This is a genomic window from Conchiformibius steedae, from assembly GCF_014054725.1.
Lineage (GTDB): Bacteria > Pseudomonadota > Gammaproteobacteria > Burkholderiales > Neisseriaceae > Conchiformibius > Conchiformibius steedae.
Genome location: NZ_CP059563.1, coordinates 1,735,260 through 1,760,057, shown reverse-complemented (window position 1 = coordinate 1,760,057; position 24,798 = coordinate 1,735,260). Strand labels below are relative to the sequence as shown.

The window sequence follows — 24,798 nt, the reverse complement described above, 5'->3', positions numbered from 1 at the left end:
CAAAAACAATTTGCCAAACCGTCTAAAACTGATTATTATCGCCGCCATTCTTTCCCCTTTTTAGACAACCATGCAAGCAGACATTGAACGGCTGATTGCCTATTTTGGCGGCGTAAACGCGCTTGCCCAAGCTTTAAAACAACACTTTCCCGACCAGCCTGTTGGCACGGCTGCCATCTACAAATGGCGCGCACGCGGCTCTATGCCCCTGCATCAGCTGCAAAAACTCGCCACCCTTGCCGAATTACAGGGCAGACCTTTGGACTTAAATGCCTTTATGCACCAGCAAACCACTTTGGAGAAACCGATTATGAGCGCCGACAACCGCATCATTATTTTTGACACCACCTTGCGCGACGGCGAACAGTCGCCTGGTGCCGCCATGAGCAAAGACGACAAAATCCGCATTGCCCGCCAATTGGAAAAACTGGGCGTAGATGTGATTGAAGCGGGTTTTGCTGCCGCCAGCCCTGGGGATTTTGAAGCGGTAAGCGAAATTGCCAAAACCATTACCCAATCTACCGTGTGTTCGCTGTCGCGTGCGGTGGAACGTGATATCCGTTTGGCAGGCGAAGCGGTATCGCATGCAGCCCGTCCGCGCATTCACACTTTTATCGCCACCAGCCCCATTCACATGGAATACAAGCTGAAAATGAAACCGCAGCAAGTAATTGAAGCAGCGGTAAAAGCGGTAAAACTCGCCAAAGAATATACCGATGATGTGGAATTTTCCTGTGAAGACGCGCTGCGTTCCGAATTGGGCTTTTTAACCGAGATTTGCGGCGCGGTGATTGAAGCGGGCGCAACCACCGTCAATATTCCCGATACGGTGGGTTATTCCGTTCCCCACCGAACCGAAGCCTTTTTCCGCGAACTGATTGCAGGCACACAGGGCGGCGACAAAGTGATTTGGTCGGCGCACTGCCATAATGACTTGGGCTTGGCGGTTGCCAATTCGTTGGCGGCTTTGCGCGGCGGGGCGCGTCAGGTGGAATGCACAGTAAACGGCTTGGGCGAACGCGCAGGCAACGCTGCCATTGAAGAAATTGTGATGGCATTAAAAGTGCGCCACGATGTGTTTGGTTTTGAAACAGGCATTGACACCACCCAAATTGTTCCCGCTTCGCGTTTGGTGTCTGGCATCACAGGTTATCCTGTGCAACCGAATAAAGCCGTGGTTGGCGCGAACGCCTTTTCGCACGAATCGGGCATTCATCAGGACGGCGTACTCAAACACCGCGAAACCTATGAAATTATGTCTGCTGAATCAGTGGGCTGGGCTGCCAACCGCTTAACTTTGGGCAAGCTGTCGGGGCGCAACGCCTTTAAGACCAAATTGGCAGAATTGGGTATTGAATTGGGCAGCGAAGAAGCCCTGAACGCCGCCTTTGCCCGTTTTAAAGAATTGGCAGACAAAAAACGCGAGATTTTTGACGAAGATTTGCACGCGCTGGTGTCAGACGGTTTGGTGAGCCTGTCGCAAGACCATTACAAATTTATTTCGCAGCGTATTACCACCGAAACGGGCGAACTGCCGCGTGCCGAAATCGTGTTCAGCGTGCGCGGCGAGGAAAAACACGCCCAATCTACGGGTTCAGGTCCTGTAGATGCCATTTTCAAAGCCATTGAAAGCGTGGCGCAAAGCGGCGCGGAATTGCAGATTTATTCGGTAAACGCTGTTACTCAAGGCACGGAAAGCCAAGGCGAAACCATGGTACGGCTGGCGCGTGGCGGTAAAATCGCCAACGGTCAGGGTGCGGATACCGATGTGCTGGTGGCAACCGCCAAAGCGTATTTGTCGGCGCTGTCCAAGCTGGATGCGCCCGAGCGTTTGAAAGCACAAGGCAGCGGCGTATAAGCCTGTTTTTTGCCGAATAAACCACACGCGGCGCAGCCTGTGCGCCGCCACCACATAGGGCAGACACGCTGGGTCTGCCCTGTTTTTCTGCCTGCTGCGGATATGTAAATTTTTCTTTACCTGTTGAGATAAATGTAAGCCAGCGTTAAAATTCCCCGATAATCTTTAGATGGATTGATGCAAGTAATGTTTCAACACACAGGGCTGAACATCAAGTATAGCCCTGATTTGGAAGGGGGAATGCCCCGTCCAAATAAAAGCTTATTTTACCGCCGTAAACGGCAGGGTTTCAAACCGAAAAGGAAACTTGATGAAATTAATTGGCGAAATTCTTCCGCTTGAGCGTGTGGTGCTGGATATGGACGTGAGCAGCAAAAAACGTCTGTTTGAAGAAGTGGGACAGCTTTTGCAGGCGCAGGCGGGTTTGGCGCAGGCAGAAGTGTTTGATTGTTTGTTTGCCCGCGAAAAACTCGGTACGACAGGTTTGGGACAGGGCGTTGCCGTACCGCACGGACGCTACAGCGGCGTGGAACAGGCAGTTGCTGCGTTTGTCCGCACCCGCGAGCCGATTGATTTTGATGCGCCCGATGGACAAGCCGTTTCGCTGGTGTTTGTGCTGCTGGTTCCCGAACACGCCACGGGCGAACATCTGGAAATTTTGTCGCACCTTGCCGAGCGTTTTGCCGATAAAAACGTGCGCGATGCACTGAACCGCTGCCAAAGTGCCGATGAAGCCCGCGCGCTGCTGGTGGCGTAAACCCAATTTAACGGACTGATTATGCCCAGTATTTCCGTACGCCGTCTGTATAAAGACAATCAGCAGAAACTGCATTTGGCATGGACGGCAGGCACAGGCGGCGGCGACAACCGCATCGGTGTGGCTGCCGACAAACCCGTGCTGGCACTGGTGGGACACCTGAATTTTATCCACCACAATCAAGTGCAGGTGTTGGGCGTGGCAGAAGTGGAATACCTGAACAAGCTCGAACAAGCCGAAAACAGCACCGGCTTGGACGGGCTTTTTGATTTTCCCATGTCGCTGGTAATTGTTGCCAACGACCTGCCCGTACCCAACACCTTGCGCGATTATTGCCATACCCACAACGTGCCTTTGCTCACGTCTGCGTTGGAAAGCCCCTATCTGATGGACGTGCTGCGTATTTACCTGCAAAGGGTGTTGGCAGTCTCCACCATGAAGCACGGCGTGTTTTTGGATGTATTTGAAATCGGCGTGCTGCTGACAGGCTCTTCGGGCTTGGGCAAAAGCGAATTGGCATTGGAACTGATTTCGCGCGGGCACAGCTTGGTGGCAGACGATGCGGTAGAGCTGCACCGCACTTCGCCCGAAGTGCTGGAAGGGCGTTGTCCGACCATGTTGCGCGACTTTTTAGAAGTGCGCGGCTTGGGTGTGTTGAATATTCGCCATATTTTCGGCGAAACCTCGATACGCCCGAAAAAACAGTTGAAACTGATTATCAACCTTGTGCCTGCTGATGACGAAGACATGAAGCAGTTGGACCGTTTGAGCATACGCAGTGAAACGGAATCCATTTTAAACGTGCGTATCCGCGCCGTTACCTTGCCTGTGGCGGCGGGGCGCAACCTTGCGGTTTTGGTGGAAGCGGCGGTACGCAATTATATTTTGCAATTGCGCGGTAAAGACAGCACCCGCGAGTTTTTAGAACGCCATCAGGCAATGATGAAAGAAGAAGCGTTTAATCAGGAAGACAGCGATTATGATGACGATTGACGCGGTGATTCCGTGTTACCGTGCGGCGGCAACGCTGCGCCGTGCGGTGGAAAGTGCTTTGCGTCAGCCCGAAATCCGCCGCGTGTATGTGGTAGATGATGCTTCTGATGACGACACTTGGCAGCGGCTGTGTGAGTTGGCGCAGGCATATCCGCAAGTTTGCGCCGAGCGTTTGCCGAACAACGGCGGCGTGGCGCGGGCGCGTAATTGGGGCGCATTACAAAGCGATGCAGAGATTATTGCCTTTTTGGATGCTGATGACGAATACCAAGACGGCGCGTTGGCAGCGGCGGCGTTTGCCTTGCAGCAGCTGCCGCATTTGGGTTTAATCCGTTTGCGTTTGCAGGCAGTGGGTTTGCCCGAACGCTATGCACAGCATCCCCGATTGCCTGAAGCATGGCGGATTGTGCAAATGACGGTGGGCGGAAATACCGTATTTCGCCGCCGTTTTTTTCTGGCTTGCGGCGGTTTTCCGCAAGATGCGCTGTTCCGCACTTTGGGCGGCGAAGACGGAGCATTAGGCATTGCCACCGTGCAAAACAGCGTGGTGGGGACTTTATTTGATGAAGGCGAACCTGCGGTGTTGCACCATTGCCGCGAAGGCATGCACGCGCAAAGGCTGTTGGACGCGCATTTGTTCGGTTGGCACGACCCGCGCATCGGCGCAGAACAGATGGCGCAAGCAGAAGCCGTTACCGCTGCCATCGGTAGTGGTTTGCAGGCATTACGCCCTATTTTGAATGTGGAACGCTGCGGCAGTACGCCACTGACCGTGAGTCGCGCTTAACGCGAAACGGCAGCCAATTGCGCCCGCATTTCAGTGACAACCGCCGCATAATCCGCTTGCCCGAAAATCGCCGAACCCGCCACAAAAGTGTCTGCACCTGCTTGGGCGGCGGCGGCGATATTGGCGGGGCTGATGCCGCCGTCTATTTCCAAGGCAATGCGCCGTCCGCTTTCGGCTTGATACGCATCTAATAATTGGCGCACGCGGCGGATTTTGTCCAGCGTGGCGGGGATAAATTTCTGTCCGCCAAATCCGGGGTTTACCGACATCAACAACACCATATCCAATTGTTCCAACACATTTTCCAATAAATAAATCGGACTGGCGGGATTGAGCACCAATCCTGCTTGCAAGCCTGCGTCTTTAATCAGTGCCAAGCTGCGGTGTACATGGCGGCTGGCTTCGGGGTGGAAGGTAATAATGTCTGCGCCTGCCGCGATAAACGCCTGAATCATGCCGTCAACGGGTTCTACCATTAAATGCACGTCTATTGGCAGCGTGGTGTGCGGTTTGATGGCAGAACACACCATTGGACCAAAACTCAAGTTTGGCACATAATGGTTGTCCATTACGTCAAAATGAATCAAATCTGCGCCTGCGGCGGTAACAGCGGCAACTTCTTCGCCCAAACGGGCAAAATCGGCAGCCAAAATGCTGGGGGCAATACGGTAGTTCATCAGTTATCCTTACTATCTATAGAAAACAGTTTATTTCTTGAAAACGAAATCGGTGCAAGATTGAACGGTGCGGGTATAATTCCCATTAAAGGCGGTATTTGCCGCTGCCACCATCATTAAGGGAATCTGCTATGTTTCAATTTGTAAAGTTCGGGGCAGGGTGGGTGCTTGCCGCGTGTTGTGCCGCGTGGACTGCGCCTGCTGTGGCGTTTGATATCCGTCCCAACTGCGACATCCGCACTTTGGGTTTGAGCAGCAGCCAGCACGACAAACTGCATCAGCGCCGTCAGCAGTATAAAGACCAATTGCGCCAAATTCAAACCCAAGCCCGCCAAAGCAAAGACACGCCATTGCGCCAATTGCTGCAAAAAAGCGCGTTTGACCGCAGCCAAGCCCTGCGTATTGCCCAAGAACGCTATGCAGACGATATACAAATGACGGTGGCGGAACTGAATTTTTACCACGATTTGTTTCAGATGCTGGATAAGAACCAGCAGGAAACATGGTTGGCAAAATGTATCCGCGATTTTAGTGCGCGAGTCACGACAGGCTAGGGACACGCCCTAGGCAAGCAACCGTAAGCAAATGCTCTAAACATAAGTGCAAAAACCCCCGCAATGGCGTATGATGGCGGCAATACCGCTGCCGTCAGGTAAGCAAGGCAACCGAAAAAGGAATATTGATGAAACCCGTTTTTCTCGATTTTGAACAACCGATTGCAGAATTAACCAAAAAGATTGAAGAGTTACGTTTTGTGCAGGGCGAATCTGCCGTGGACATTTCCGAAGAAATTGACCGTTTGCAGAAAAAAAGCCGCGATTTGGCAAAATCCATTTTTGCCAAACTCACGCCCGCGCAGGTGTCGCAGGTGTCGCGCCATCCGCAGCGTCCTTATACTTTGGACTACATCGCCGCGCTGTGTACTGATTTTCAGGAACTGCACGGCGACCGCCATTTCGCCGATGATGATGCCATTGTGGGCGGATTGGCGCGGTTTAACGGACAAAGCGTGGTGGTTGTCGGACACCAAAAAGGGCGCGACACCAAAGAAAAAATCCGCCGCAATTTTGGTATGCCGCGACCCGAAGGCTACCGCAAAGCCCTGCGCCTGATGCAGATGGCGGAAAAATTCGGTTTGCCTGTGCTGACTTTTGTCGATACCCCCGGTGCCTACCCCGGCATCGGTGCGGAAGAGCGTAACCAATCCGAAGCCATCGGTAAAAATCTGTATGAATTAAGCAAATTAAAAGTGCCTGTGCTGTGTACCATTATTGGCGAAGGCGGTTCGGGTGGTGCATTGGCGATTGCCGTCGGCGATTATGTGAATATGTTGCAATATTCCACTTATTCGGTGATTTCGCCTGAAGGTTGTGCATCTATTTTGTGGAAAACCGCCGAAAAAGCTGCCGATGCCGCCGCCGCTTTGGGCATTACCGCCGAGCGTTTGCATAAATTGGGCTTGGTTGACGAAGTGATTGAAGAACCTTTGGGCGGGGCGCACCGCGACCATGCTGAAACCGCCAGCCGCATTAAAGAAGTTTTGGAAAAACAATTGGCTGAAGCGCAAGCCTTGCCCGTGCAAGACTTGCTGTCGCGCCGTTTTGAGCGCATTATGGCTTACGGACAATTTGCCGAAAAATAAGCCATCGTATCCCGTCCGATACTTGAAAAAGCCTTTCACAAACAACGGGGCATCATTATAATGATGTCCTGTTTTTACATGATTTTTGCTACAAGCCCAACTTTTTATCTTGACACACCGCCATGACCACCGAAACCGCCACCCGTTTTACCCCGCCCCCCTTTGCTAACCATAGCCCGCTGACTTGGTATCAGGCAGCCGCGCAGCAGCCCGCCTTTATCCGCGATGCCGCCCAACAACGCGCCATTGAACACCTTGACCGCCTGTGGACGGAACTGATGATGTTCAAACGCAAGCGCAACCGTTTTCTCGGGCGCAGCCTGCGTTCGCCGCAAGTGCCGACAGGACTGTATTTTTACGGCGGCGTGGGGCGCGGCAAAAGTTTCCTGATGGACGCTTTTTTCGGCTGCTTGCCCTACCGCCGCAAACGCCGCGTGCATTTTCACGCTTTTATGGCGGAAGTGCATAAGCGTATGCGCGACAAACGCGGCGAAGCCGACCCCTTAAAAGCCGTTGCCAAAAACATTGCCGAAGAAACGCGCGTGCTGTGTTTTGACGAATTTCACGTGAGCGATATTGCCGATGCCATGATTTTGGGGCGTTTGCTGGAAAGCCTGTTTGCCGAAGGCGTGGTGCTGGTGGCAACGTCCAACTATGCCCCGTCCGAACTGTATCCGCAGGGGCAAAACCGCAGCAGTTTTCTACCCACCATTGCCCTGTTGGAAAAGAAATTAACCGTGTTAAACGTGGACAGCGGCGAAGATTACCGTATGCGTACCCTGACCCCTGCCGATGTGTTTTATATCCCCAATAACGATGCAAACGAAGCCAAACTTGCCGCGCTGTTTAAACAATTAAGCGGCAGCGAAGCGCAGGCAGGCAGTGTCAGCATTCACGGGCGCGATATTCCCTGCAAAGGGCAGGCTAGCAAAGTGATGTGGTTTGACTTCCGCGCCCTGTGTTTTGGCCCGCGTTCGCAGGCGGATTATTTGTGGTTGGCGGAACATTGTACGCATGTGCTGGTGTCGGGCATGGAAAAAATGAGCCCCAACGAGAAAAACGAAGCCCGCCGTTTAACCCTGCTGGTGGACGTGTTTTACGACTACCGCGTGAAGCTGTGCGCCACCGCGCAAGTGCCGATGGAAGAACTGTATACCGAAGGCGATTTTGCCCATGAATTTGTGCGTACCGTCAGCCGTTTGGTGGAAATGCAGTCGGGGGATTATTTGGCGTTGGCGCATTTGACGGTGAAGTAGGGATTTCAGGCAGTTTTTATTCTTGTTGCGACATTGTTCCCTCCCCCGTTCGCACGGGGGAGGGCTGGGGTGGGGGAAATGGGTTGGTATTTCATTGCTTGCCCCCACCCCAACCCTCCCCCGCTTTGGCAGGGGAGGGAGTACGGTTCAGGCACAACGCAAGCTTTTTTATTGTGTACCAAAAAGCAGCCTGAAAGCCCTTTTTTATTTTAGGCAGCTTGATTTCTCTAAAAAATGATTTTATACACCTTATCCCCCAATCCCTACCCGACTACGCCCAAATCCCCGATTGCCACATTACCGATACGCTGCCTGAAAACGGCCTCTACCTGCACCACGACAGCGACGGCATCAGCCTGTGCCAAGCAGGGCAAAAAGGACGGGTGCGGGTGGATTTTGTCGGCGGCGCGGCGCACTACCGCCGTACCAAAGGCGGCGGCGAGCTGTTGTCCAAAGCGGTTAACCGCCGCGCCTGCGCCAGCGTGTGGGACGCAACGGGCGGTTTGGGGCGCGATGCCTTTGTGTTGGCGGGGCTGGGTTTGCGCGTGCGTGTGTTTGAACGCCATGCCGCCGTGTATTGCCTGTTGGCAGACGGTTTGGCGCGCGCCGCGCAATGTGCGGAAACGGCGGAAATTGTGCAAAATATTTCGCTGCATCATGGCGATGCCGCCGTTTTGTTGCCCGAATACGCCGCGCAATACGGCAAGCCCGATGTGGTTTACCTTGACCCGATGTATCCCGAACGGCAAAAATCCGCTGCCGTGAAAAAGGAAATGGCGTATTTTCATGCCTTGGTGGGGCAGGCAACAGCGCAGGACGATGCCGATTTGTTGGCGGCGGCGCGTGCCTGTGCCGGCAAACGTGTTGTCGTGAAGCGTCCGCGTTTGGGCGAATATTTATGCGGCGCAACGCCCGCCTACCAATACACGGGCAAATCCACCCGTTTTGATGCTTATCTGCCAACGCCTTAAACGCCGTTTTCGCTTATAATGCGCCCCTTTATACTTTGTCTGCCGTAACAAATCATGTCGCAAATCACCGTTTCCCCCAGTCAAACCGTTTTTACTGCCGCGCCCGATGAAACCATTTTAGCCGCTGCCTTGCGCCACGGTCACAACCTGCCCCACGCCTGTCAAAGCGGGGTGTGCGGTTCGTGTCGGGCGCGGCTGGTGTCGGGAAAAGTTGTGCCAAACGGCGAATATGATGATTATGTCCTTACGCCAGACGAACACGCCAACGGCATGATTTTATTGTGTTGCAACCGCGCCGATGGCGATGTGGAAGTGGATATGCCTGCTTATGCGGGCGCAAAAGCGGTCAGCATCCGCACCTTGCCTGCACGGGTGTTGTCGGTAGATGTGCGCGGCAGTATTGCCGTGGTTAAAGTGGCGTTGCCCAAAGCGCCACCGTTTAAATTTTACGCAGGGCAATATATGGACGTGCTGTTAAAAGACGGCAGCCGCAGCTATTCCGTTGCCAATGCCCCCGCGCAAACCGATGTATTGGAATTTCACATCCGCCATCACGAAAACGGCTTGTTTTCGCCGCTGTTGTTTGACGGACGGGTAAAAGCAGGCACGATTTTGCGCCTGCGCGGACCTTTGGGCGGATTTACTTTAAACGAAGACAGCAGCCGTCCGATGATTTTTTTAGGCACAGGCACGGGGTTTGCGCCTTTAAAAAGCCTGTTGGCGCATTTGGCGGATACCGCGCCTTACCGTCCTGTGCATCTGTATCACGGTGTGCGCCATGCTGATGAATTATATGATGAAACCGAATTAAAAGCCTTGTTGTCGCGCTTGTATGGGGCGCGTTATACGCCCGTGCTGTCGCGCCCCGATGCGGATTGGACGGGCGCACAGGGCTATGTTCAGCAGCAGTTGGAACAGGATTATGCGGATTTGGCGGGTTGTGAGGTGTATGCCTGCGGTTCGCCTGCGATGATTGCGGCGGCGCGTGCCGTGTGTTTGGCACGGGGTTTGGACGATGCAGCGTTTTACAGCGATGCGTTTTTAAGTAATTGATTAAATATGGAACAACACGCCGTTTGTTTGCAAAACGGCGTGTTGTTTTTTAGGGCAAATCACACATCATAAGTACCGGTAACGGTGGCTTGTGCCAAAATATGCCCCTGCATGGCGTAATGCAGTTCGTTATAACGGAAAGCATGGGGCAGATTGAGTTTGCAATCTAGGGCGTACACGGTAAAGTCGTAACGGTGCAGGCAGTTGGGCGGAGCAGGTCCGCCGTAACAGGCGGCTTCTTCGGCTGTCAAACCACCCAATACGCTTGCCCAGCTGTTGGCACCCTGTGTGTAATCCTGCGCGGACTGGCTGTCGTTTTCGCTGACGGATGTGCGGGTTAAATCGGCAATCAGCCAATGCACCCACACAAAACCTGCGGCGGTAACGGCATCTTTGTCGTCAAACACCACGGCAAAAGATTGTGTGCCTGTGGGGGCATCGCTGATTTCAAACGGCAGCGACAGGGTGGGCATGTCGTTTTTACCCAGTTGGCTGCCGCGTTTGCCATAACGGTCGGGAATCACGCCGTTTTCTAGAACGGGAATGCTGACTTTCATCGGATTTCCTTTATGTGGTCGGAAAAGGGGGATTATCGCGGTTTTGGTGGTGGAATAAAAGGGCTGATGGGATTTAAATAACGTATTCCACCATTTGCGGCAAACGAAAAACGGTAACGGCATGCGGCAGCAGCCACACGCGCTCGCCCGTTTGCAGCGGTTCGGTACGGAAGCGGGCGTGTTCCAACACGACTTGTACAGGTTTGCTGCTGTGTGGGGATTCCAGCAGTACACGCACATTGCCACCTATGGCACGGACGTTAAGCACGGTGGCTGCACCGATGGCATTGGCAGGTTCGCTGCGGTGTAATGAAATATCGTGCGGACGCACATAGGCGCTGACGCTTTGCCGTTGTGCGGCGTGGTCGGGAACGCTTTGGCGGTAGCTGCCGATGCGCAATTGTCCCTGCTCGATACGGGCTTGGTCAAATACATTGCTTTCGCCCAAAAATTCGGTAACAAACACGCTGGCGGGGTGGTGGTATAAGTCTTGCCCGTTGCCGCTTTGTTCAATCACGCCGTGATTCATCAGCACAATTTGGTCTGCCATTTCTAGGGCTTCTTCTTGGTCGTGGGTAACCAAAATGCTGGTAATGCCCAATTCGTGATGGATTTGTTGCAGCCATTGGCGCAGTTCTTTACGCACTTTGGCATCTAATGCGCCAAAAGGTTCGTCCAGCAGCAACAGGCGCGGCTCGGTGGCGAGTGCGCGTGCCAAGGCGATGCGCTGGCGTTGTCCGCCTGATAATTGTTCGGGATAGGATTGGGCGAGGTGTTCTAACTGCACCAGTTGCAGCAGTTGCGACACTTTGGCGGCAATGGCGTTTTTGTGCGGACGTTGGTGGCGCGGCAGTACGGTTAAACCAAAAGCCACGTTGTCAAACACGCTCATGTGGCGGAACAGGGCGTAATGCTGAAACATAAAGCCGATGCCGCGTTCACGGACGTGCGTGCGGGTAACATCTTGCCCGTCAAACAGGATTTTTCCGCTGTCGGGCTGTTCCAAGCCTGCAATCAGGCGCAATAAGGTGGTTTTGCCGCAGCCTGAAGGTCCTAATAATGCAGTCAAACTGCCTGCCGCCACATTTAAAGAAATGTCTTTTAGGGCATGAAACGAACCAAAATGCTTGTTAAGGTTTTGAATGTCAATCATGGTGTTCCTTTCCGAAGGCTTTGCGCCGCACCAAAAGCTGTTGTATCAGCAGGGTAAGCAATGCCAGCAGTGCCAGCAGGCTAGACAGGGCAAAAGCAGCGGTAAACTGATATTCGTTATACAAAATTTCCACTTGCAGGGGCAGGGTGTTGGTTTGACCGCGTATATGCCCCGACACCATGCTCACCGCGCCAAATTCGCCCATGGCACGGGCGTTGGTTAAAATCACGCCGTACAGCAACGCCCATTTGATATTGGGTAGGGTAACGCGGCGGAACATCTGCCACGCATTCGCCCCCAATATCAGCGCAGCCTGTTCTTCACTGTCGCCCTGTGCCTGCATCAGCGGAATCAGCTCGCGGGCAACAAAGGGGAAAGTTACAAACAAGGTTGCCAACACCATACCGGGTAAGGCAAAAATAATTTGTATGCCATGCGCTTCCAACCAACTGCCAAACGCGCTGTGTGCGCCAAACATCAGTACAAACATCAGCCCTGCCACCACGGGTGACACCGAAAATGGCAAATCCAGCAAAGTGGTTAATAATTGTTTGCCGCGAAATTGAAAACGGGTCAGCAGCCATGCCAATGCAATCCCCAATAAGGCATTAACGGGAACAACAATTGCGGCAATCAGCAGCGTCATCTTTACGGCGTGTAAGGCTTCGCTGTCGCGCAAGGCGGCAAGATAAACCGACCAGCCTTGTTCCAGCGCATACCAAAACACCGCCACCAAAGGCACAGCCAGCATCAGGCTCAAAAACACCCACACCAAGCCAATCAACAACACACGCACTGCTTTGGGTTCAATAATTAAGGGATTGGTTTTCATTTTTTCTTGCCCCGTTTGGACAAACGCCATTGCCATGCGTTTAAAGCCAGCAAAATCACAAATGAAATTGCCAACATAAACAAAGACACGGCAGCTGCGCCCTGTATGTCAAACAATTCAAACTTGCCCGCGATAATCAGCGGCAAAATTTCCGATTGCATGGGAATATTGCCTGCAATAAAAATCACTGAACCGTATTCGCCTGTTGCCCGCGCAAACGCCATGCCTGCACCCGTGACCAAAGCGGGTAGGATTTCGGGCAACAGCACGCGGCGGAACACGGTGAAACGTCCTGCGCCCAAGACGGCAGCGGCTTCTTCGTATTCGGGCGACAACTCTTCCAATACAGGCTGTACCGAGCGCACCACAAACGGCAGTCCCACCACCACCAGCGCAATCCAAATGCCGATGGGGGTAAAGGCGATTTTTAAGTCAAAAGGGGCGAACCAGCGTCCCAGCCAACCGTTGGGGGCGTACAGGGTAGCCAGTGCCACACCTGTGACGGCAGTGGGTAGGGCAAAGGGCAGGTCCACCAGCGCATTGATGATGTTGCGCCCGACAAAACGGTAACGCACCAATACCCATGCGGTCAGCGTGCCGAAAACGGCATTGGTGAGCATCGCCCAAAACGATGTTTGTAAAGTTAATTGAACGGCTGCTAAGGTGCGCGGTTCGGATACGGTTTGCCAAAATCCGGTCCAACCCATGCCCGATACCGTCCACAGCAGCATGGCAAACGGCAACAGAACCAGCAGCGATAAGGCACTGATGCTGATGCCAAAACTTAACCCGAATGCGGGCAATACGGAAGAACGCGCCATGGTGTGATTGCTTCGCCGATAAAAGAAGCAGCCACTTTATCTGTCTTGTGGGAAATTGGGAAAGAATGAATGGTTATGAACCATATTCGTGTTTGAAGAATGGGGATTGACCGTTGTGATGGAAAATAAAAACTGCCTGAAAATTTTTATTTCTCAGGCAGTTGGGGTTTATGGGGATTCGTCGTGGTGTAGCTTGGGGGCGGGGGCTTTGCCGCGTTGCAGGTAGATGGTGGCTTTTTGTCCGTTGTCGCCGATGGCAATGCTTTCGCTGTCGAGAAATTCGCCGTTGTCTAACTGCTGGTAGCGGATAAAGTATTCGCCTGTGTCTAAATTTTTAAGCGGCAGTTCGCTGCGCTCTTGTAAAAAGAAGGTACGCAGGGGCTGCGGGCTGTGTTTTTCGTATAGCTGGGCGAATACGTCGGAGGAATTGCGGACGTTGTCGGCGTAAATGGTGCTGCCGCCGCTGCCGCTGACAATGGGGTAGCCGCCGATATAGCCCGATTCGCCCGGCCAAGGTGTGCCGTTGGGGGCGGTGTCGGTGCGGATGTAGTAGGCAGGGGCGGCGGGCAGGGGCGGCGGTGCGGCAGGAACGGTTTCTGCCGCTGTGCCGCTGTTGACACCAATGTGGATTTGAATGGGCTGCGCGGGCGCGGGGGCAGCGGTTTCCACAGGGGCTTGGTTGCTTTGTTGCAGCCAGCCCAAACCCAACCACAATGCCAGCACCGCTAACAGCAGCGACACGCCAAATAAGGCAAACATCAGTTTGACGGGCGTGCGGGCAGGGGCAGCGGGTGCGGATTCGGCATAATAGTAGGTAATGGGCTGCGGCATCACTTCATACTGACGGCGGTATTGTGCGCGAATCCAGCGGTCGTGTTCGGCGCGGCTGGAAGGGTCGGACAGCACTTCATAGGCGCGGTTAATCAGCTGCATGATGCGGTGTGCATCGGGGTCGGCGTTTAAATCGGGGTGGTAACGCTTGGACAGGCGGCGGTAGGCTTGGCGGATTTCGGCATCGGTGGCGCTTTGAGGCAGCTGTAAATTGTCGTAATGGGTGTGAATGTGCATAGTGGTTTCGGACGGCGCATTGCATACGCCGCATGGGGGTTGGGACGGACGCTGCGGCATCTGCTGCCCTGCTGCGGCGTGCGTTTCAGGTTTGGGCTGTTTTTTGTTGTGCGCCTAGGTTGGCAAGTTGGTCGGCGCGTTCGTTGTCGGCATGACCGGCGTGGCCTTTTACCCACGTCCAGCAAATATCGTGCTGCGACACCAAACTGTCCAGCATCTGCCACAAATCGCCGTTTTTAACGGGGGTTTTGGCGGCGGTTTGCCAGCCGTTGCGTTTCCAGCCGTGTATCCAGCTTTCCATACCGTTTTTCACATATTGCGAATCGGTGTGGATATGCACGCGGCAGCGGCGGGTGAGTGCCTGTAAGCCACGGATGACGGCGGTCAGTTCCATGCGGTTGTTGGTGGTGTGTGCTTCGCCGCCAAACAGTTCTTTTTCGTGACGGCCGCAGCGCAGCAGCGCACCCCAGCCGCCGCGTCCCGGATTGCCTTTACAAGCGCCGTCGGTATAAAGATAAACGGTTTGCATGGGTGTTAAGTTTTTGTTGCAATGGGGCGAATCATATCATAAGCGGCGGCGGTGCGTGGCGGCATTTTGTGCGGAAAGTGTGCCTTTTTCGGCACGGACGGGTGAGCCTTGCGCCATGCGGCTGCCACAAAACGGGCGTTTTGGGGTAAACTGCTTTCCGGCTGCGCACGTTTTCAGGCACAGAAACAGGAAAGCCCGCCGCATCAGCGGCTGTTGCGCCAGAATGTTGCCACTGCGTCTTGAAAGGCATCGGCGTGCGGGCTGTTTTCATAATCCAATTGGGCAAGCTCGTCTTCAAACGCCTGCTGTACCGATTCGGCGGCATCTTCCGCCCAATCGGCAGGCAGGGCGCGAAACAGCCCCTGCAAAGCCGCCGTGAGCATACGGTTGTGCATGCGTAAGGCATCATGGGCGGCTTCCAAGTCTTCGAGTCTCTGTTCTAATTGGGTATCCACGGCATCTCCGGCAAAAGGGAAAAACGGCGCATTGTAAAACCGCCTGTAGCAATTCGGCAACCGCCCGCCGGTGTTTTTCAACGAACCACCCCGTTTAACCATCGGGAAAAATACGGAAAATCATTGATATGGAAGAGCGAGACAATAACCAGAATGCCTCCATGGTGTTTACCTTGCAAGACGAGCACAACGCCTTGCCCGACGCGCACGAACAAGACACTTGGGAAACCGCACCGCACGACTGGCGCGAACCCGAATCCCCCGCCGAATACGGCACGGCAGACCCTGCCGCTTATGCCCCGCAAGCCGCCGCGCCCGTGTCGGCAGCGGACGACATCCCTGAACCGCCGCCGCAGTCGGAAGCGCAGGAAGCCCCGTTCCGCCCCGCCGCAGACGAAAGCGCCGCCGTGCACGGCACACAGGCAGAAGAAAACGAACAGTCGGCAGACGAACAATTTGCAGACAAAGTGGCTGCTGCCGCCTTGGACGCGCTTAATCAGGCAGAAAACGACAGCCAAGAAACCGCACAAGAAACCGCAGACGAAGCCTCGTCCGAACCCGCAATCATACGCGACCCCGCCGCTGTGCCCGATTACCGTCTGCCCGACCCGCCCCCTGCCGATAACGAACCTGCGCCCGAACGCGAAAAACCCTTGGCAGAACGCGCCGCCGAGTTGCCTGCCGGTTCGCTGGCTGCCCGCATTGCCGGACTGCACGCCCCCGAAGCCCTTGCCGACCATTCCGACAACGCCCTGCCCGAACCCGCGCCCGCCAAACCTGCCCGCGAAACCACCCCCGAAGAGCGCGAATACGGACGTTTGCGTTATCTGCAACATCTGGCAGACGAACACAACCGCAACCTGTTTGACGACAGCGGCGAACAAAATGCCATTTTGATTCAAGAAGATTGGCTTGCCGCTCAAAACGCCCTAGAATCCGAACAAAGCAAAGAGTTTTTACTGCCCGTGCATACCCATACCCTGAAAAGCCCCGAAACGCCCGATGCCCCCGAAATCACCGTGCATGTGTACAACCCGCCCGAACTGCCCATCGGCAAGCGCGTGAAAATCCTGTCGGAAGAAGCCCTGATTGACGGCATCCGCAGCCGTCTGCAACCGCATATCGCCAATGCCGTAGCGGGTTTGACCCACCGCGTACTGCTGCGTAAAACCGCTGCCCTGTCTTACGATTTGCAAATGCAGTTAAACGAAGAAGTGCCACAAGTGGTGGAAGAAATTTTGCAACACCATTTGGACGAAATCATCCATCTGGTCAAACGCGAAGCCGCGCATGAAGAAGTGCGCGAATATACCGCCGTTCCCGATGATGAAAATGTGTAAGTAAATTTAAAAAAACCAAACGATGATAACCGTTTGGTTTTTTATTTATGCCTGCGCCAAATAATCGGCAAATACCCCGTCAGGCATCATGCCCCCGCCTGTTGCCCACACAATATGCACCGCATCGTGTTCTGCAAAGTGCTGCCACGCTGCCAAGCCCGCACAGGCAGAAGGTTCCAGTTTCAGCCCTTCATCGCGGTGCGCCCGTGCCAACCATTGCAGCAAATCCTTATCCGCCACCGTCACAAACGCCTCAATCATGCGCCCAACTGCCCGTCCCACCAAGCCTGAAGGACGTGCCACCGCCAACCCGTCTGCCAACGTTTCCCCACTCAAGCCAATATCGCGCACGCTTATCTGTTCGTGTTTGCCCGTGTACACGCCCAACAGCATGCACGGCACATCAACAGGCTCAACAAACACACAGCGCACCGCATCGCCAAACACCAGCTTTAAGCCAAACGCAATCCCACCCGGTGCGCCACCCACGCCGCAGGGCAGGTACACATACAGCGGACGTTCGCGCGAAACCGCCACGCCTGCCGTGTCCAACTGCGCTTTTAGCCGTTCCCCCGCCACCGCATAGCCCAAAAACAGCCGTGACGACTGTTCGTCATCGACAAAATAAGTCTGCGGGTCGTTTTCTGCCAACTGTCTGCCCGCTGCCACCGCCGCGCCGTAATCGCCCGCGTATTCAAACACCTGTGCGCCCGCTTCACGCAACAGCTGTTTTTTCCAATCTTGGGCATCGGCAGACATATGTACCGCTGCTTGAAAACCCAGTTTCGCCGCCATAATGCCGATGGACAAACCCAAGTTACCCGTTGAACCCACAGCAATGCAATATTGCGAAAATACTGCCCGCGCAGGCGCAGCGGCGAGTTTGGCGTAATCGTCTTCAGTGTTTGCCAACACGCCGTGGCGCAAAGCCACTTCTTCGGCATGGCACAACACTTCATAAATACCGCCACGCGCTTTTACCGAGCCGGAAATCGGCAGTTCGCCATCGCATTTCACCCATAATTCACCTGCGCCGTTTGCGTGTTGTTGCAGCGTGGGCGTGCGCCGTAAAGGGCTTTCAATCAAACCTGTGTCGGTTTCGGGGAAAAGTGCGCGAATACACGGCGCAAAACGTTGCAAACGCGCAGCAGCAGCGGCAACATCGTCTACATCAAACGGACAAGCGGTGCGTGCCTGTGCAAACGGGGCAAGTTGGGTATTGTGCCAACACAGCGGCTGGCGCGATTGCAGGGTGCGAATCAGCGGGTCGGGATTTTGAGACATGGATTTCCTAAAAAATGCGGTTGAAATGATTGATTTTCCAGACAAGGCGGCGCTGCCGCAGACAGTATGCGTAATACGGCAAGGCAGCGCCAACGCGGTATGGGAAAGCAGGCATTTTAACTTTTATCTTTCGCGCAGGGCTTGTTTCAGGCGCGTAATCGGTTTAATCAGATAATCAAACACGGTTTTTTCGCCCGTTTTGACATCCACAGTTGCCACCATACCGGGGATAATTTCCATCGCTTTGCCGTTTTTATCGGTAATGCCCTTGCCATCGGTTTCCACCAAAATACGGTAATACTGCTGATTGGGGTCCAGTTTTAAATCATCGGCACGGCGTTGGTTGCTTAAAGTGTCGGGCGAAATCAACGTAACTTTGCCGTTTAAACCGCCGTAAATGGCGTAGTCGTAAGCACTGATTTTGACCACTGCATCCAAACCGGGGCGCATAAACGCTACGTCTTGCGGACGGATATAGGCTTCTACCAACAACTTATCATCTAAAGGCACAATTTCTAAAATTTCCTGACCAGCTTGTACCACACCACCCAAAGTATTGATTTTGATGTTTTTCACAATACCACGCAGCGGGGCGCGGATTTCGGAACGTTCCACAGGGTCGGCGCGTACCGCCATGTTTTCACGCGCTTGTGCCAATTCGGCTTCTACTTTTACCAATTCGTTATTGGCTTCGGCGGCGTATTGGTTTTGTTTGTCGGCAATTTGCAGGGCAAGATTGGCGGATTCGCGTTTCATGCGCAGCAGCTCTACTTCCGACATCACGCCTTGTTTAACCATCGGTTCGGTAATGGCGATTTCGCGGTCTAATGTGGCTTTGCTGACGCTTAAACCTTGTACCGAATCGGTCATGGCGCGGCGGCGAGCGTGGTAGGCGGCGGATTCGCGTTGGCGCAGTTCGGGAGGGATGTGTTTGGGAAAAGACAGCTCGGCGTGATAGGCTTCGGCGCGTAAACGGGCAATCATGGCTTCCAAGTTAATTACTTTGGCGGCACTTTCGCGCAACACTGCCATGCTGCGGGTGTCGTCTAACTTCAGTAAAACTTGGTCTTTTTCTACCACATCGCCTTCTTTAACCAGCATTTCGGCAATGGTGCCGGGGTCTAGGCTTTGTACGATTTGTTCGCGGCTGCTGGGAATCACGCTGCCTTGCCCACGGGTAACTTCTTCCACTTTGCTGTGGTATGCCCATATGACAAAAGCAGCAGCAAGAGCAAACAACAACAGCACCACGGCGAATAAGCCTCGGTGTTTTTCGGTTTGCAGGGCGGCGTTCAGGTCGTTGATTAAATGCAGGTCGGCAGGCGAGACAGAGTCATCGCGGCGGGGTTTTGACATAATGTTTCCAATATTTATTTTTTATACACAATGGTTTCGCCGTTAAAGGCAAAATATTTTTGTTTTTCCAAATTTGCCACATACTGTTCTGCCTGTTGGCGGCTGCATTTTAAGGTGGTAGTAATGGCATTCAGCAATTTTTTGCGTTTGGTGGGGCGGTTTTTTACCTGAATAATTGCCAATAGTTTTTCGGGAATTGGCTGCTTGACCGGGGCTTTAACGGGGGCAGCTTGGGAGGGTGTTGGGGGCTTTACCGTTGGGGTGGTGCTTGGGGCTTCAGACGGAAACGGCGGATACAACATGTTGTTTTGCACCTGCCGCAACAAGCCTTCTTGTACCAATAAGCGGGTAAAATCAACCACATCATTCTCGCCAACAGTTAAAGCAAGGGCTTCGGCGCGTTCCAGTACCATTGCTTGAAATTCGGCGGCGGTTTTCGGTTTGTGTTGTAATACATACTTACGGATTTTCTGCAAAATGTGCCGGTCGCTTAAATGATAGGTAACGGTTTGACGGGCATCGTCAATGTCAATCAGTTTGTGCTGCGTTAATTTACGGATAATGATGTGGACAATGTGTTCGCGTTCCGCTTCGTCTTTGTCGCTTAATTGTTCTAGTAGAATATGGTTTTTGATATTCAAAAACAAATTGTGGACACGGCTGGGGCGGAAAGCGCCAGCTTGTCGCAAAGCTGCCAAAGCGGTGCGGTAATAAGGGGCGACAGGGCGGTGCTGTGGTGTAGTGTCTGCTTCGGGTGTTTCGGGCAACACGGCAGGCACGGCAGTAGCGGGGCTGCTGCTGTCTAATGCGGCAAGGCGCACAATGCCTTGCGCCTGCTGCTCGTCTTCAATGTGTTCCAGCAGCAAATCATAACCGCCATCTTTGGATAAGATAACAATGGTGGCTTCGGGGTCGGTGGCGGTAATTTTGCCCAAGTAATAGCTTAAATAGAAGTCCAACGCATTTTTACCGGTTTTTTTCACACGCACGATATGGGCGCGTTCGCCAAAGCGCAGCAGCGATTGTGCCAATTCAATGGTGATGTTTTTTTGGATAGCGCCGACAAATAACCAAATATGGGTGTGGGCAACAGGTATTTGGTCAAGATTTTCAGGTTGCAGGTTTTCAAAGTCAATTAGCAGGTGTTTCATTGCCGTTCCTTATTTTGATTTTGCGCCCGTTCGTTTTCCATCAATTTTTGCAAAACGGCATCACGCGCACCATCTATAGCAACTACGCCGTTGTCCATCACAATCACGCGTTCCACCATTTTCAGCACCTGCGGACGATGGGTAACGACAATCAGGGTTTTATCGTGCGCCCATTGTGCCAAGGCATTGAGGGCAAGATTTTCGCTGTGGGGGTCCAGCCCTGTGGTGGGTTCGTCCAGCAACACCACACGCGGTTGGCGCAGGGTCAGGCGTGCCAGTGCCACAATTTGTTTTTGTCCGCCTGATAAGCCCAAGCCGTCTTCGCCCAAAGGCATATCCAAGCCTTTGGGGTGGTTTTGCACCAGTTTGTCCAAACCAAAACGCGCCAACGCGTCCAATAAGGCTTGGTCGCCGTGAAAAAAGCCGTCTGCGCGTGCCAAATCCATGTTTTCGCGCAGCGTGCCGAGAAACAGGCGCGGGGCTTGGTTCAGCAGGGCAATGTTTTGGCGTAAAAAGCTGGGGTCAAGCTGGCGCAAATCGGCGTTGTCTAGGGTGATGTTGCCCTGTTGGGCTTCGTAAAGCCCCGCTGCCAGTTTTAACAGCGTGGATTTGCCCGAACCGATGCTGCCCAAAATGGCGACTTTTTCGCCAGCGCGAATGTGCAGGTTGCAGCCGTTTAAGGCGGGGGGTAGGTCAGGGCGGTAAACAAAACGAGCTTGTTTAAACTGCATCTCGCCGCGCGGTTCGTCCAACGTGATGTATTGGCGTTCGGGCTGGCGTTCAATCGGGCGTTCCACAATTTTGTTTACGCCGTCCAAAGCGTGTTTGGCGGATTGGTAACGCGTTGCCAAACCTGCAATTTGTCCCAGCGGGGCAAGGGCGCGTCCCGATAAAATCACCGAGGCAATCAGTGCGCCCATGCTGATTTGTTCGGCGGGATTGGTGCTGTGAATCAAAAACGTTCCCACCACCACCAATGCCACGGTGTTGAACTGCTGCATGGCAACGGCAAAATTCACTAAAAAATTGCTGGTGTCGCGCACTTTAATGGAAGCGGCGGCGGTTTTGGCGGTGTAAGCGTCCCATTTTTGTTGCGCCCAATTGGCGGCGTTGTTTACTTTTAAGGTTTCAATGCCTTCTACGGCTTCTACCGCCAAGCCCTGACGTTGCGAACTTTCGCGCATGGATTCGTTGATGTAGCGAGAAAGGGGGCGTTGTATCAACAGGCTGACCAGAATCACAGTAGGAATAATGGTAAGCGGAACAAGCGCAAGTTTGCCGCCAATCAGAGCAATCACGCCAACAAACAACAGCAAAAACGGCAAATCCACCAATGCCAGCAGACTGGCGCTGGTCATAAATTCGCGCACCGCTTCAAAATCACGCAAATTGCTGGCGTAAGAACCTGATGAAGCGGGTTTTTCTGCCAATCGTAATGCCATCACGCGGCGAAACAGGGCAGAGCTGATGATTAAATCGGCTTTTTTACCAGCAATATCCGTTAAATGCCCGCGCACCAGTTTGGCAATCAGTTCAAACACAATGGCAATCACCACGCCTATGCTTAACGCCCATAGGGTTTCATAGGTTTGGTTGGGAATCACGCGGTCGTACACCTGCATCACATACAGCGAGCTGACGAGCGCGAGAAAGTTAATCACCACAGTGGCAAGAATCACTTGGTAATAATAGCGGCGGAAACGGGCAATCACTTTCCAAAACCATGCTTTGGGCAGGCTGTATTCGGGCAGTTCCGAACGTCCGTCTGCGCTGATTTTGGGTTTGATAAACCAACAGTAGCCTAAATAACGCTGCATCAGTTCGTGATGGTCGAGCTGGACAGCGGTGTGTGCGCCTTGGCGCAGGGTGTAGCGGCGGGCGATGCCTGCGCCGTCTATGCGGGTAAGCAAAGCGGCTTCGTTGTCGCGCAATACCAACACCACAGGCAGGGCAAGGCTGGGAATGTCGCCTAGGGCGCGTTTGTCCAAATGGTTGTCAAAACCAAAACTGAGCAACACTTCTGACAAGGCGCGGGCGCTGTCGCCCAATGCACCGCCGTGCGGAACTTGGGCGGAAAGGGCGGCTTCGGCAACAGGCGTGCCGTGCAAACGGGTGGCGAGCGACAGGTGTTCGATAATGGCTTGCATGAATGGGACTTTCTAGAAAGTTTTGGCTTGGACGGCGGTGGGGGTAAAGACGGCTTCTGCGCCCACGCTTAATATGGGGGCATGGCTGCGGATAATGGGGCTGCGGTCGCGGTAACGGTGTGGTTTTTTCTGTGCGGATTGGGCGAGCTGGCGGGCGCGTTGTGCGGTGGGATACAGCCAAGCGCGGTCGCGGAAACGTTGGCTGTCGGGGGTGCGCGGTGCGGGTATCAAATGCTTGGAACGGTGTGCCTGTTGTTCGGGCGCAACAGATAGGGCTTCCGCCGCCGCAGGTAATGAGGCAGATACGCCTGCCCATTTGACCAACGCACCTTGCGCCGCCAAATAATTCCACGCGGCATCACGAAAATCGTTTTGCGCCGATACTTCCGCCAATTCAATAGACGACAAATCGGAATAGGCGTCTAATACGTCCAACAGGGTGCGCCGTGCAATTTTAAATTGCAATTCATAGGCTTTAACCACTTGTTTTTGTGCGGCGATTTGCTGTTGGGCGATGGCGGCGCGTTTGAGGCTCTGGCGCATATCCACTTCAGCACTGCGGCTGCGTTCGGCACTGTCGCGTAAAACGGCATCCATTTTGGCTTCGGCGGCGGCAAGGGTGTGGGCGCTTTTTTCCACTTCGGCAGCGGCGGCGGGGTTGTAGGCGTCCCACGACAGGCTGATGTAGATTTCGCGGTTGTCGCGGCTGGCGTTGGCAATCAGGTTGATGCCGGGATAGCGTGAGGCTTTGCGGGTGTTGCCTTCTGCCAACACGCTTTCACGCTCGGCGGCTTGTGCGCGATAGCTGGGCAATGATGCCAAATCACGGTTGCGGTAACGCTGAATCAGGCTGTCGGGAGTGTCGCGGACAAAGGGGTCGCGCAAATGCTGCGGGGCAATGCGGTTACCGGTGTATTTTCCCAAACGGCTCAAGCCCAATTCCAGCAAACGGGTTTGCTCTGCCAAATACGATTCTACCTGCAAGGCGCGGGCGCGTGCCTGTACCAGTTCCGACAGCCGTCCTTTGTCGTGGCGGGTAATGATTTGTAAATCTTTAATAATGGCGTGATGGCGTTTGAGGTTGTGTTGGGCGGCGCTAATCAGTTCTTTGGCGCGTAGGGCAGACAGATACAGCGCGCCGATTTCCTGACCGACGGTGTCGCTGACTTCGTTGGCTTTGTGGCGGTAATAGCCCAAACGGTGACGGCTTTGGCTGATTCGGCTTTCCACCGCGCCCCACGAATACAGATTTAAGGTGGCTTGCACACCGGGGTTGAAACGGGCTTTGCGGTTGTTATAACGTTGTTTTTGCAGCAGGGTTTGCGAACCCGTTAGGGTGATGACGGGCTGGTGTCCGGCGCGGGCAATGTCCACGTCGCTTTCGGCAGCGGCGGCATCGGCTTGGGCTTCCAAGACGGCGGGGTCGTTCCGTAGGGCGTTTTGCAGGACTTGTTGCAGGTTTTGTGCGGCAGCGGGCGCAACAGCCAGCAGCAGGGCGGAAGGGATTAGGCGCATCGGTGTCATCATGGCGTGGGTACTTTAGATTTTGGCTTTGGCGGCAAAAGTTTGGGCAGTAGCAGAGGCAACCGCCGCAGGTTTGCTATTTTAGCGCAAATTGCCGCCGTTCTGCGCGTACTTGGCACAAACTCGCTGCTGTTGCCGTGGTTTCCCGAATATGCCGACTCTGTTAAAATATTTGTTTTGTTTTATCCGAAGTAAGGAATCACGATGATTGAATTTGCCCACGCCGCCGATGCTGCCGCGCAGCCGAACACTTGGATGGCGATTTTGCCGTGGATTGGTATTTTTGCCCTGATGTATTTTATGATGATTCGTCCGCAGCAAAAGCAGGAAAAAAACCGCCAAGCCATGATTAGCGAGCTGAAAAAAGGCGACCGCGTGCTGTTGAGTTCGGGCTTGTACGGCAAAGTGGTTAAACCAGGCGAAAACGTGTTTACCATCGAGCTGGCAAAGGGCGTACAGGTGGAAGTGGCGCGTAACGCCATCGCCGCCAAAGCGCCTGAAGGTGCGGAAGCCGCTGCCGAAGCCCCGAAAGCCGAATAAGCCCCGTTGGAACGGTATGCGTTTTCAGCACGCCTGAAAGCGCGTAC

General features: G+C 53.9%; 24 protein-coding genes. 11 read left to right on the top strand and 13 right to left on the bottom strand.

Annotation, left to right across the window (positions count from 1 at the left end; all coding sequences use genetic code 11):
* Positions 1 to 70: 70 nt before the first annotated feature.
* From H3L98_RS09050 to H3L98_RS09035, 4 genes are all read left to right on the top strand, one after another.
* Entirely contained in the window at positions 71 to 1,858 is a 1,788-nt protein-coding gene (locus H3L98_RS09050; RefSeq protein ID WP_027021738.1) for a 2-isopropylmalate synthase, read from the top strand.
* 310 nt (positions 1,859 to 2,168) lie between these two features.
* Positions 2,169 to 2,615, top strand: coding sequence for a PTS IIA-like nitrogen regulatory protein PtsN (ptsN, locus tag H3L98_RS09045; protein ID WP_027021737.1), 447 nt, complete (start codon positions 2,169 to 2,171; stop codon positions 2,613 to 2,615).
* A 21-nt stretch (positions 2,616 to 2,636) separates the two neighbouring features.
* Complete coding sequence (gene hprK / locus H3L98_RS09040; RefSeq protein ID WP_027021736.1) at positions 2,637 to 3,608, top strand: HPr(Ser) kinase/phosphatase; 972 nt, start codon at positions 2,637 to 2,639, stop codon at positions 3,606 to 3,608.
* Positions 3,598 to 4,395 (top strand): glycosyltransferase family 2 protein, encoded by a 798-nt coding sequence (locus tag H3L98_RS09035; RefSeq protein ID WP_027021735.1) that lies wholly within the window; start codon positions 3,598 to 3,600, stop codon positions 4,393 to 4,395. Before hprK ends, H3L98_RS09035 begins: the two co-directional genes overlap by 11 nt.
* Here the strand turns inward: H3L98_RS09035 and rpe are convergent.
* Positions 4,392 to 5,075, bottom strand: a complete 684-nt coding sequence (rpe, locus tag H3L98_RS09030) for a ribulose-phosphate 3-epimerase (RefSeq protein ID WP_156932235.1) — start codon at positions 5,073 to 5,075, stop codon at positions 4,392 to 4,394. The genes H3L98_RS09035 and rpe overlap by 4 nt on opposite strands.
* A gap of 128 nt (positions 5,076 to 5,203) precedes the next feature.
* Here rpe and H3L98_RS09025 point away from each other — a divergent pair, with 128 nt between their 5' ends.
* The 5 genes from H3L98_RS09025 (at position 5,204) to H3L98_RS09005 (ending at position 9,994) form a co-directional block, all read left to right on the top strand.
* Positions 5,204 to 5,626 (top strand): Spy/CpxP family protein refolding chaperone, encoded by a 423-nt coding sequence (locus tag H3L98_RS09025; RefSeq protein WP_051532018.1) that lies wholly within the window; start codon positions 5,204 to 5,206, stop codon positions 5,624 to 5,626.
* Between the two features lie 128 nt (positions 5,627 to 5,754).
* Positions 5,755 to 6,714, top strand: coding sequence for an acetyl-CoA carboxylase carboxyltransferase subunit alpha (locus H3L98_RS09020; RefSeq protein WP_027021732.1), 960 nt, complete (start codon positions 5,755 to 5,757; stop codon positions 6,712 to 6,714).
* Positions 6,715 to 6,836: 122 nt separating this feature from the next.
* Positions 6,837 to 7,970 carry a cell division protein ZapE gene (gene zapE / locus H3L98_RS09015; protein WP_027021731.1) on the top strand — a complete coding sequence of 378 codons (1,134 nt, stop codon included), beginning with the start codon at positions 6,837 to 6,839 and terminating at the stop codon, positions 7,968 to 7,970.
* A gap of 251 nt (positions 7,971 to 8,221) precedes the next feature.
* Positions 8,222 to 8,941 (top strand): class I SAM-dependent methyltransferase, encoded by a 720-nt coding sequence (locus H3L98_RS09010; protein WP_420838895.1) that lies wholly within the window; start codon positions 8,222 to 8,224, stop codon positions 8,939 to 8,941.
* Positions 8,942 to 8,995: 54 nt separating this feature from the next.
* Positions 8,996 to 9,994, top strand: a complete 999-nt coding sequence (locus H3L98_RS09005) for a 2Fe-2S iron-sulfur cluster-binding protein (RefSeq protein WP_027021729.1) — start codon at positions 8,996 to 8,998, stop codon at positions 9,992 to 9,994.
* Between the two features lie 59 nt (positions 9,995 to 10,053).
* Here H3L98_RS09005 and H3L98_RS09000 read toward each other — a convergent pair whose 3' ends face one another.
* The 7 genes from H3L98_RS09000 to H3L98_RS08970 all read right to left on the bottom strand — a co-directional run bounded on the left by H3L98_RS09000 (position 10,054) and on the right by H3L98_RS08970 (position 15,409).
* Positions 10,054 to 10,551 carry a YbhB/YbcL family Raf kinase inhibitor-like protein gene (locus tag H3L98_RS09000; RefSeq protein WP_027021728.1) on the bottom strand — a complete coding sequence of 166 codons (498 nt, stop codon included), beginning with the start codon at positions 10,549 to 10,551 and terminating at the stop codon, positions 10,054 to 10,056.
* A gap of 73 nt (positions 10,552 to 10,624) precedes the next feature.
* Complete coding sequence (locus H3L98_RS08995) at positions 10,625 to 11,704, bottom strand: sulfate/molybdate ABC transporter ATP-binding protein (RefSeq protein ID WP_027021727.1); 1,080 nt, start codon at positions 11,702 to 11,704, stop codon at positions 10,625 to 10,627.
* Positions 11,697 to 12,536 (bottom strand): sulfate ABC transporter permease subunit CysW, encoded by an 840-nt coding sequence (gene cysW, locus H3L98_RS08990; RefSeq protein WP_027021726.1) that lies wholly within the window; start codon positions 12,534 to 12,536, stop codon positions 11,697 to 11,699. The genes H3L98_RS08995 and cysW overlap by 8 nt, the downstream gene beginning before the upstream one ends.
* Positions 12,533 to 13,357, bottom strand: a complete 825-nt coding sequence (cysT, locus tag H3L98_RS08985) for a sulfate ABC transporter permease subunit CysT (protein ID WP_027021725.1) — start codon at positions 13,355 to 13,357, stop codon at positions 12,533 to 12,535. Before cysT ends, cysW begins: the two co-directional genes overlap by 4 nt.
* A gap of 168 nt (positions 13,358 to 13,525) precedes the next feature.
* Positions 13,526 to 14,485 (bottom strand): J domain-containing protein, encoded by a 960-nt coding sequence (locus H3L98_RS08980; protein WP_246327811.1) that lies wholly within the window; start codon positions 14,483 to 14,485, stop codon positions 13,526 to 13,528.
* A gap of 25 nt (positions 14,486 to 14,510) precedes the next feature.
* Entirely contained in the window at positions 14,511 to 14,954 is a 444-nt protein-coding gene (gene rnhA / locus H3L98_RS08975; RefSeq protein ID WP_027021723.1) for a ribonuclease HI, read from the bottom strand.
* A gap of 203 nt (positions 14,955 to 15,157) precedes the next feature.
* A complete protein-coding gene (locus H3L98_RS08970; protein WP_027021722.1) occupies positions 15,158 to 15,409 on the bottom strand; it encodes an NGO1151 family protein in 252 nt (83 codons plus the stop codon).
* Between the two features lie 128 nt (positions 15,410 to 15,537).
* Here H3L98_RS08970 and H3L98_RS08965 point away from each other — a divergent pair, with 128 nt between their 5' ends.
* Positions 15,538 to 16,749, top strand: coding sequence for a hypothetical protein (locus tag H3L98_RS08965; protein ID WP_051532017.1), 1,212 nt, complete (start codon positions 15,538 to 15,540; stop codon positions 16,747 to 16,749).
* A gap of 45 nt (positions 16,750 to 16,794) precedes the next feature.
* On the opposite strand, the gene H3L98_RS08960 is transcribed toward H3L98_RS08965, so the two are convergent.
* The 5 genes from H3L98_RS08960 to H3L98_RS08940 all read right to left on the bottom strand — a co-directional run bounded on the left by H3L98_RS08960 (position 16,795) and on the right by H3L98_RS08940 (position 24,214).
* Complete coding sequence (locus tag H3L98_RS08960; RefSeq protein ID WP_027021721.1) at positions 16,795 to 18,033, bottom strand: D-serine ammonia-lyase; 1,239 nt, start codon at positions 18,031 to 18,033, stop codon at positions 16,795 to 16,797.
* A 123-nt stretch (positions 18,034 to 18,156) separates the two neighbouring features.
* On the bottom strand, positions 18,157 to 19,389 hold the full coding sequence (locus H3L98_RS08955; RefSeq protein ID WP_027021720.1) for an HlyD family type I secretion periplasmic adaptor subunit: 1,233 nt from the start codon (positions 19,387 to 19,389) through the stop codon (positions 18,157 to 18,159).
* Between the two features lie 14 nt (positions 19,390 to 19,403).
* Positions 19,404 to 20,540 (bottom strand): PIN domain-containing protein, encoded by a 1,137-nt coding sequence (locus tag H3L98_RS08950; protein ID WP_027021719.1) that lies wholly within the window; start codon positions 20,538 to 20,540, stop codon positions 19,404 to 19,406.
* The gene (locus H3L98_RS08945) at positions 20,537 to 22,687 is read right to left on the bottom strand and encodes a type I secretion system permease/ATPase (RefSeq protein WP_027021718.1); all 2,151 of its coding nucleotides are present in this window, start codon (positions 22,685 to 22,687) and stop codon (positions 20,537 to 20,539) included. The genes H3L98_RS08950 and H3L98_RS08945 overlap by 4 nt, the downstream gene beginning before the upstream one ends.
* A 12-nt stretch (positions 22,688 to 22,699) precedes the next feature.
* On the bottom strand, positions 22,700 to 24,214 hold the full coding sequence (locus H3L98_RS08940) for a TolC family protein (protein ID WP_051532016.1): 1,515 nt from the start codon (positions 24,212 to 24,214) through the stop codon (positions 22,700 to 22,702).
* Between the two features lie 201 nt (positions 24,215 to 24,415).
* On the opposite strand from H3L98_RS08940, the gene yajC reads away from it, so the two are divergent.
* On the top strand, positions 24,416 to 24,751 hold the full coding sequence (yajC, locus tag H3L98_RS08935) for a preprotein translocase subunit YajC (RefSeq protein ID WP_027021716.1): 336 nt from the start codon (positions 24,416 to 24,418) through the stop codon (positions 24,749 to 24,751).
* Positions 24,752 to 24,798: the final 47 nt, after the last annotated feature.

What these genes read in the sequence shown, in the direction of transcription:
- H3L98_RS09050 (WP_027021738.1), top strand. Translation starts at nt 71, where the DNA reads ATGCAAGCAGACATTGAACGGCTGATTGCCTATTTTGGCGGCGTAAAC.
- ptsN (WP_027021737.1), top strand. Translation starts at nt 2,169, where the DNA reads ATGAAATTAATTGGCGAAATTCTTCCGCTTGAGCGTGTGGTGCTGGAT.
- hprK (WP_027021736.1), top strand. Translation starts at nt 2,637, where the DNA reads ATGCCCAGTATTTCCGTACGCCGTCTGTATAAAGACAATCAGCAGAAA.
- H3L98_RS09035 (WP_027021735.1), top strand. Translation starts at nt 3,598, where the DNA reads ATGACGATTGACGCGGTGATTCCGTGTTACCGTGCGGCGGCAACGCTG.
- H3L98_RS09025 (WP_051532018.1), top strand. Translation starts at nt 5,204, where the DNA reads ATGTTTCAATTTGTAAAGTTCGGGGCAGGGTGGGTGCTTGCCGCGTGT.
- H3L98_RS09020 (WP_027021732.1), top strand. Translation starts at nt 5,755, where the DNA reads ATGAAACCCGTTTTTCTCGATTTTGAACAACCGATTGCAGAATTAACC.
- zapE (WP_027021731.1), top strand. Translation starts at nt 6,837, where the DNA reads ATGACCACCGAAACCGCCACCCGTTTTACCCCGCCCCCCTTTGCTAAC.
- H3L98_RS09005 (WP_027021729.1), top strand. Translation starts at nt 8,996, where the DNA reads ATGTCGCAAATCACCGTTTCCCCCAGTCAAACCGTTTTTACTGCCGCG.
- H3L98_RS09000 (WP_027021728.1), bottom strand. Translation starts at nt 10,551, where the DNA reads ATGAAAGTCAGCATTCCCGTTCTAGAAAACGGCGTGATTCCCGACCGT.
- H3L98_RS08995 (WP_027021727.1), bottom strand. Translation starts at nt 11,704, where the DNA reads ATGATTGACATTCAAAACCTTAACAAGCATTTTGGTTCGTTTCATGCC.
- cysW (WP_027021726.1), bottom strand. Translation starts at nt 12,536, where the DNA reads ATGAAAACCAATCCCTTAATTATTGAACCCAAAGCAGTGCGTGTGTTG.
- cysT (WP_027021725.1), bottom strand. Translation starts at nt 13,357, where the DNA reads ATGGCGCGTTCTTCCGTATTGCCCGCATTCGGGTTAAGTTTTGGCATC.
- H3L98_RS08980 (WP_246327811.1), bottom strand. Translation starts at nt 14,485, where the DNA reads ATGCCGCAGCGTCCGTCCCAACCCCCATGCGGCGTATGCAATGCGCCG.
- rnhA (WP_027021723.1), bottom strand. Translation starts at nt 14,954, where the DNA reads ATGCAAACCGTTTATCTTTATACCGACGGCGCTTGTAAAGGCAATCCG.
- H3L98_RS08965 (WP_051532017.1), top strand. Translation starts at nt 15,538, where the DNA reads ATGGAAGAGCGAGACAATAACCAGAATGCCTCCATGGTGTTTACCTTG.
- H3L98_RS08960 (WP_027021721.1), bottom strand. Translation starts at nt 18,033, where the DNA reads ATGTCTCAAAATCCCGACCCGCTGATTCGCACCCTGCAATCGCGCCAG.
- H3L98_RS08955 (WP_027021720.1), bottom strand. Translation starts at nt 19,389, where the DNA reads ATGTCAAAACCCCGCCGCGATGACTCTGTCTCGCCTGCCGACCTGCAT.
- H3L98_RS08950 (WP_027021719.1), bottom strand. Translation starts at nt 20,540, where the DNA reads ATGAAACACCTGCTAATTGACTTTGAAAACCTGCAACCTGAAAATCTT.
- H3L98_RS08945 (WP_027021718.1), bottom strand. Translation starts at nt 22,687, where the DNA reads ATGCAAGCCATTATCGAACACCTGTCGCTCGCCACCCGTTTGCACGGC.
- H3L98_RS08940 (WP_051532016.1), bottom strand. Translation starts at nt 24,214, where the DNA reads ATGATGACACCGATGCGCCTAATCCCTTCCGCCCTGCTGCTGGCTGTT.
- yajC (WP_027021716.1), top strand. Translation starts at nt 24,416, where the DNA reads ATGATTGAATTTGCCCACGCCGCCGATGCTGCCGCGCAGCCGAACACT.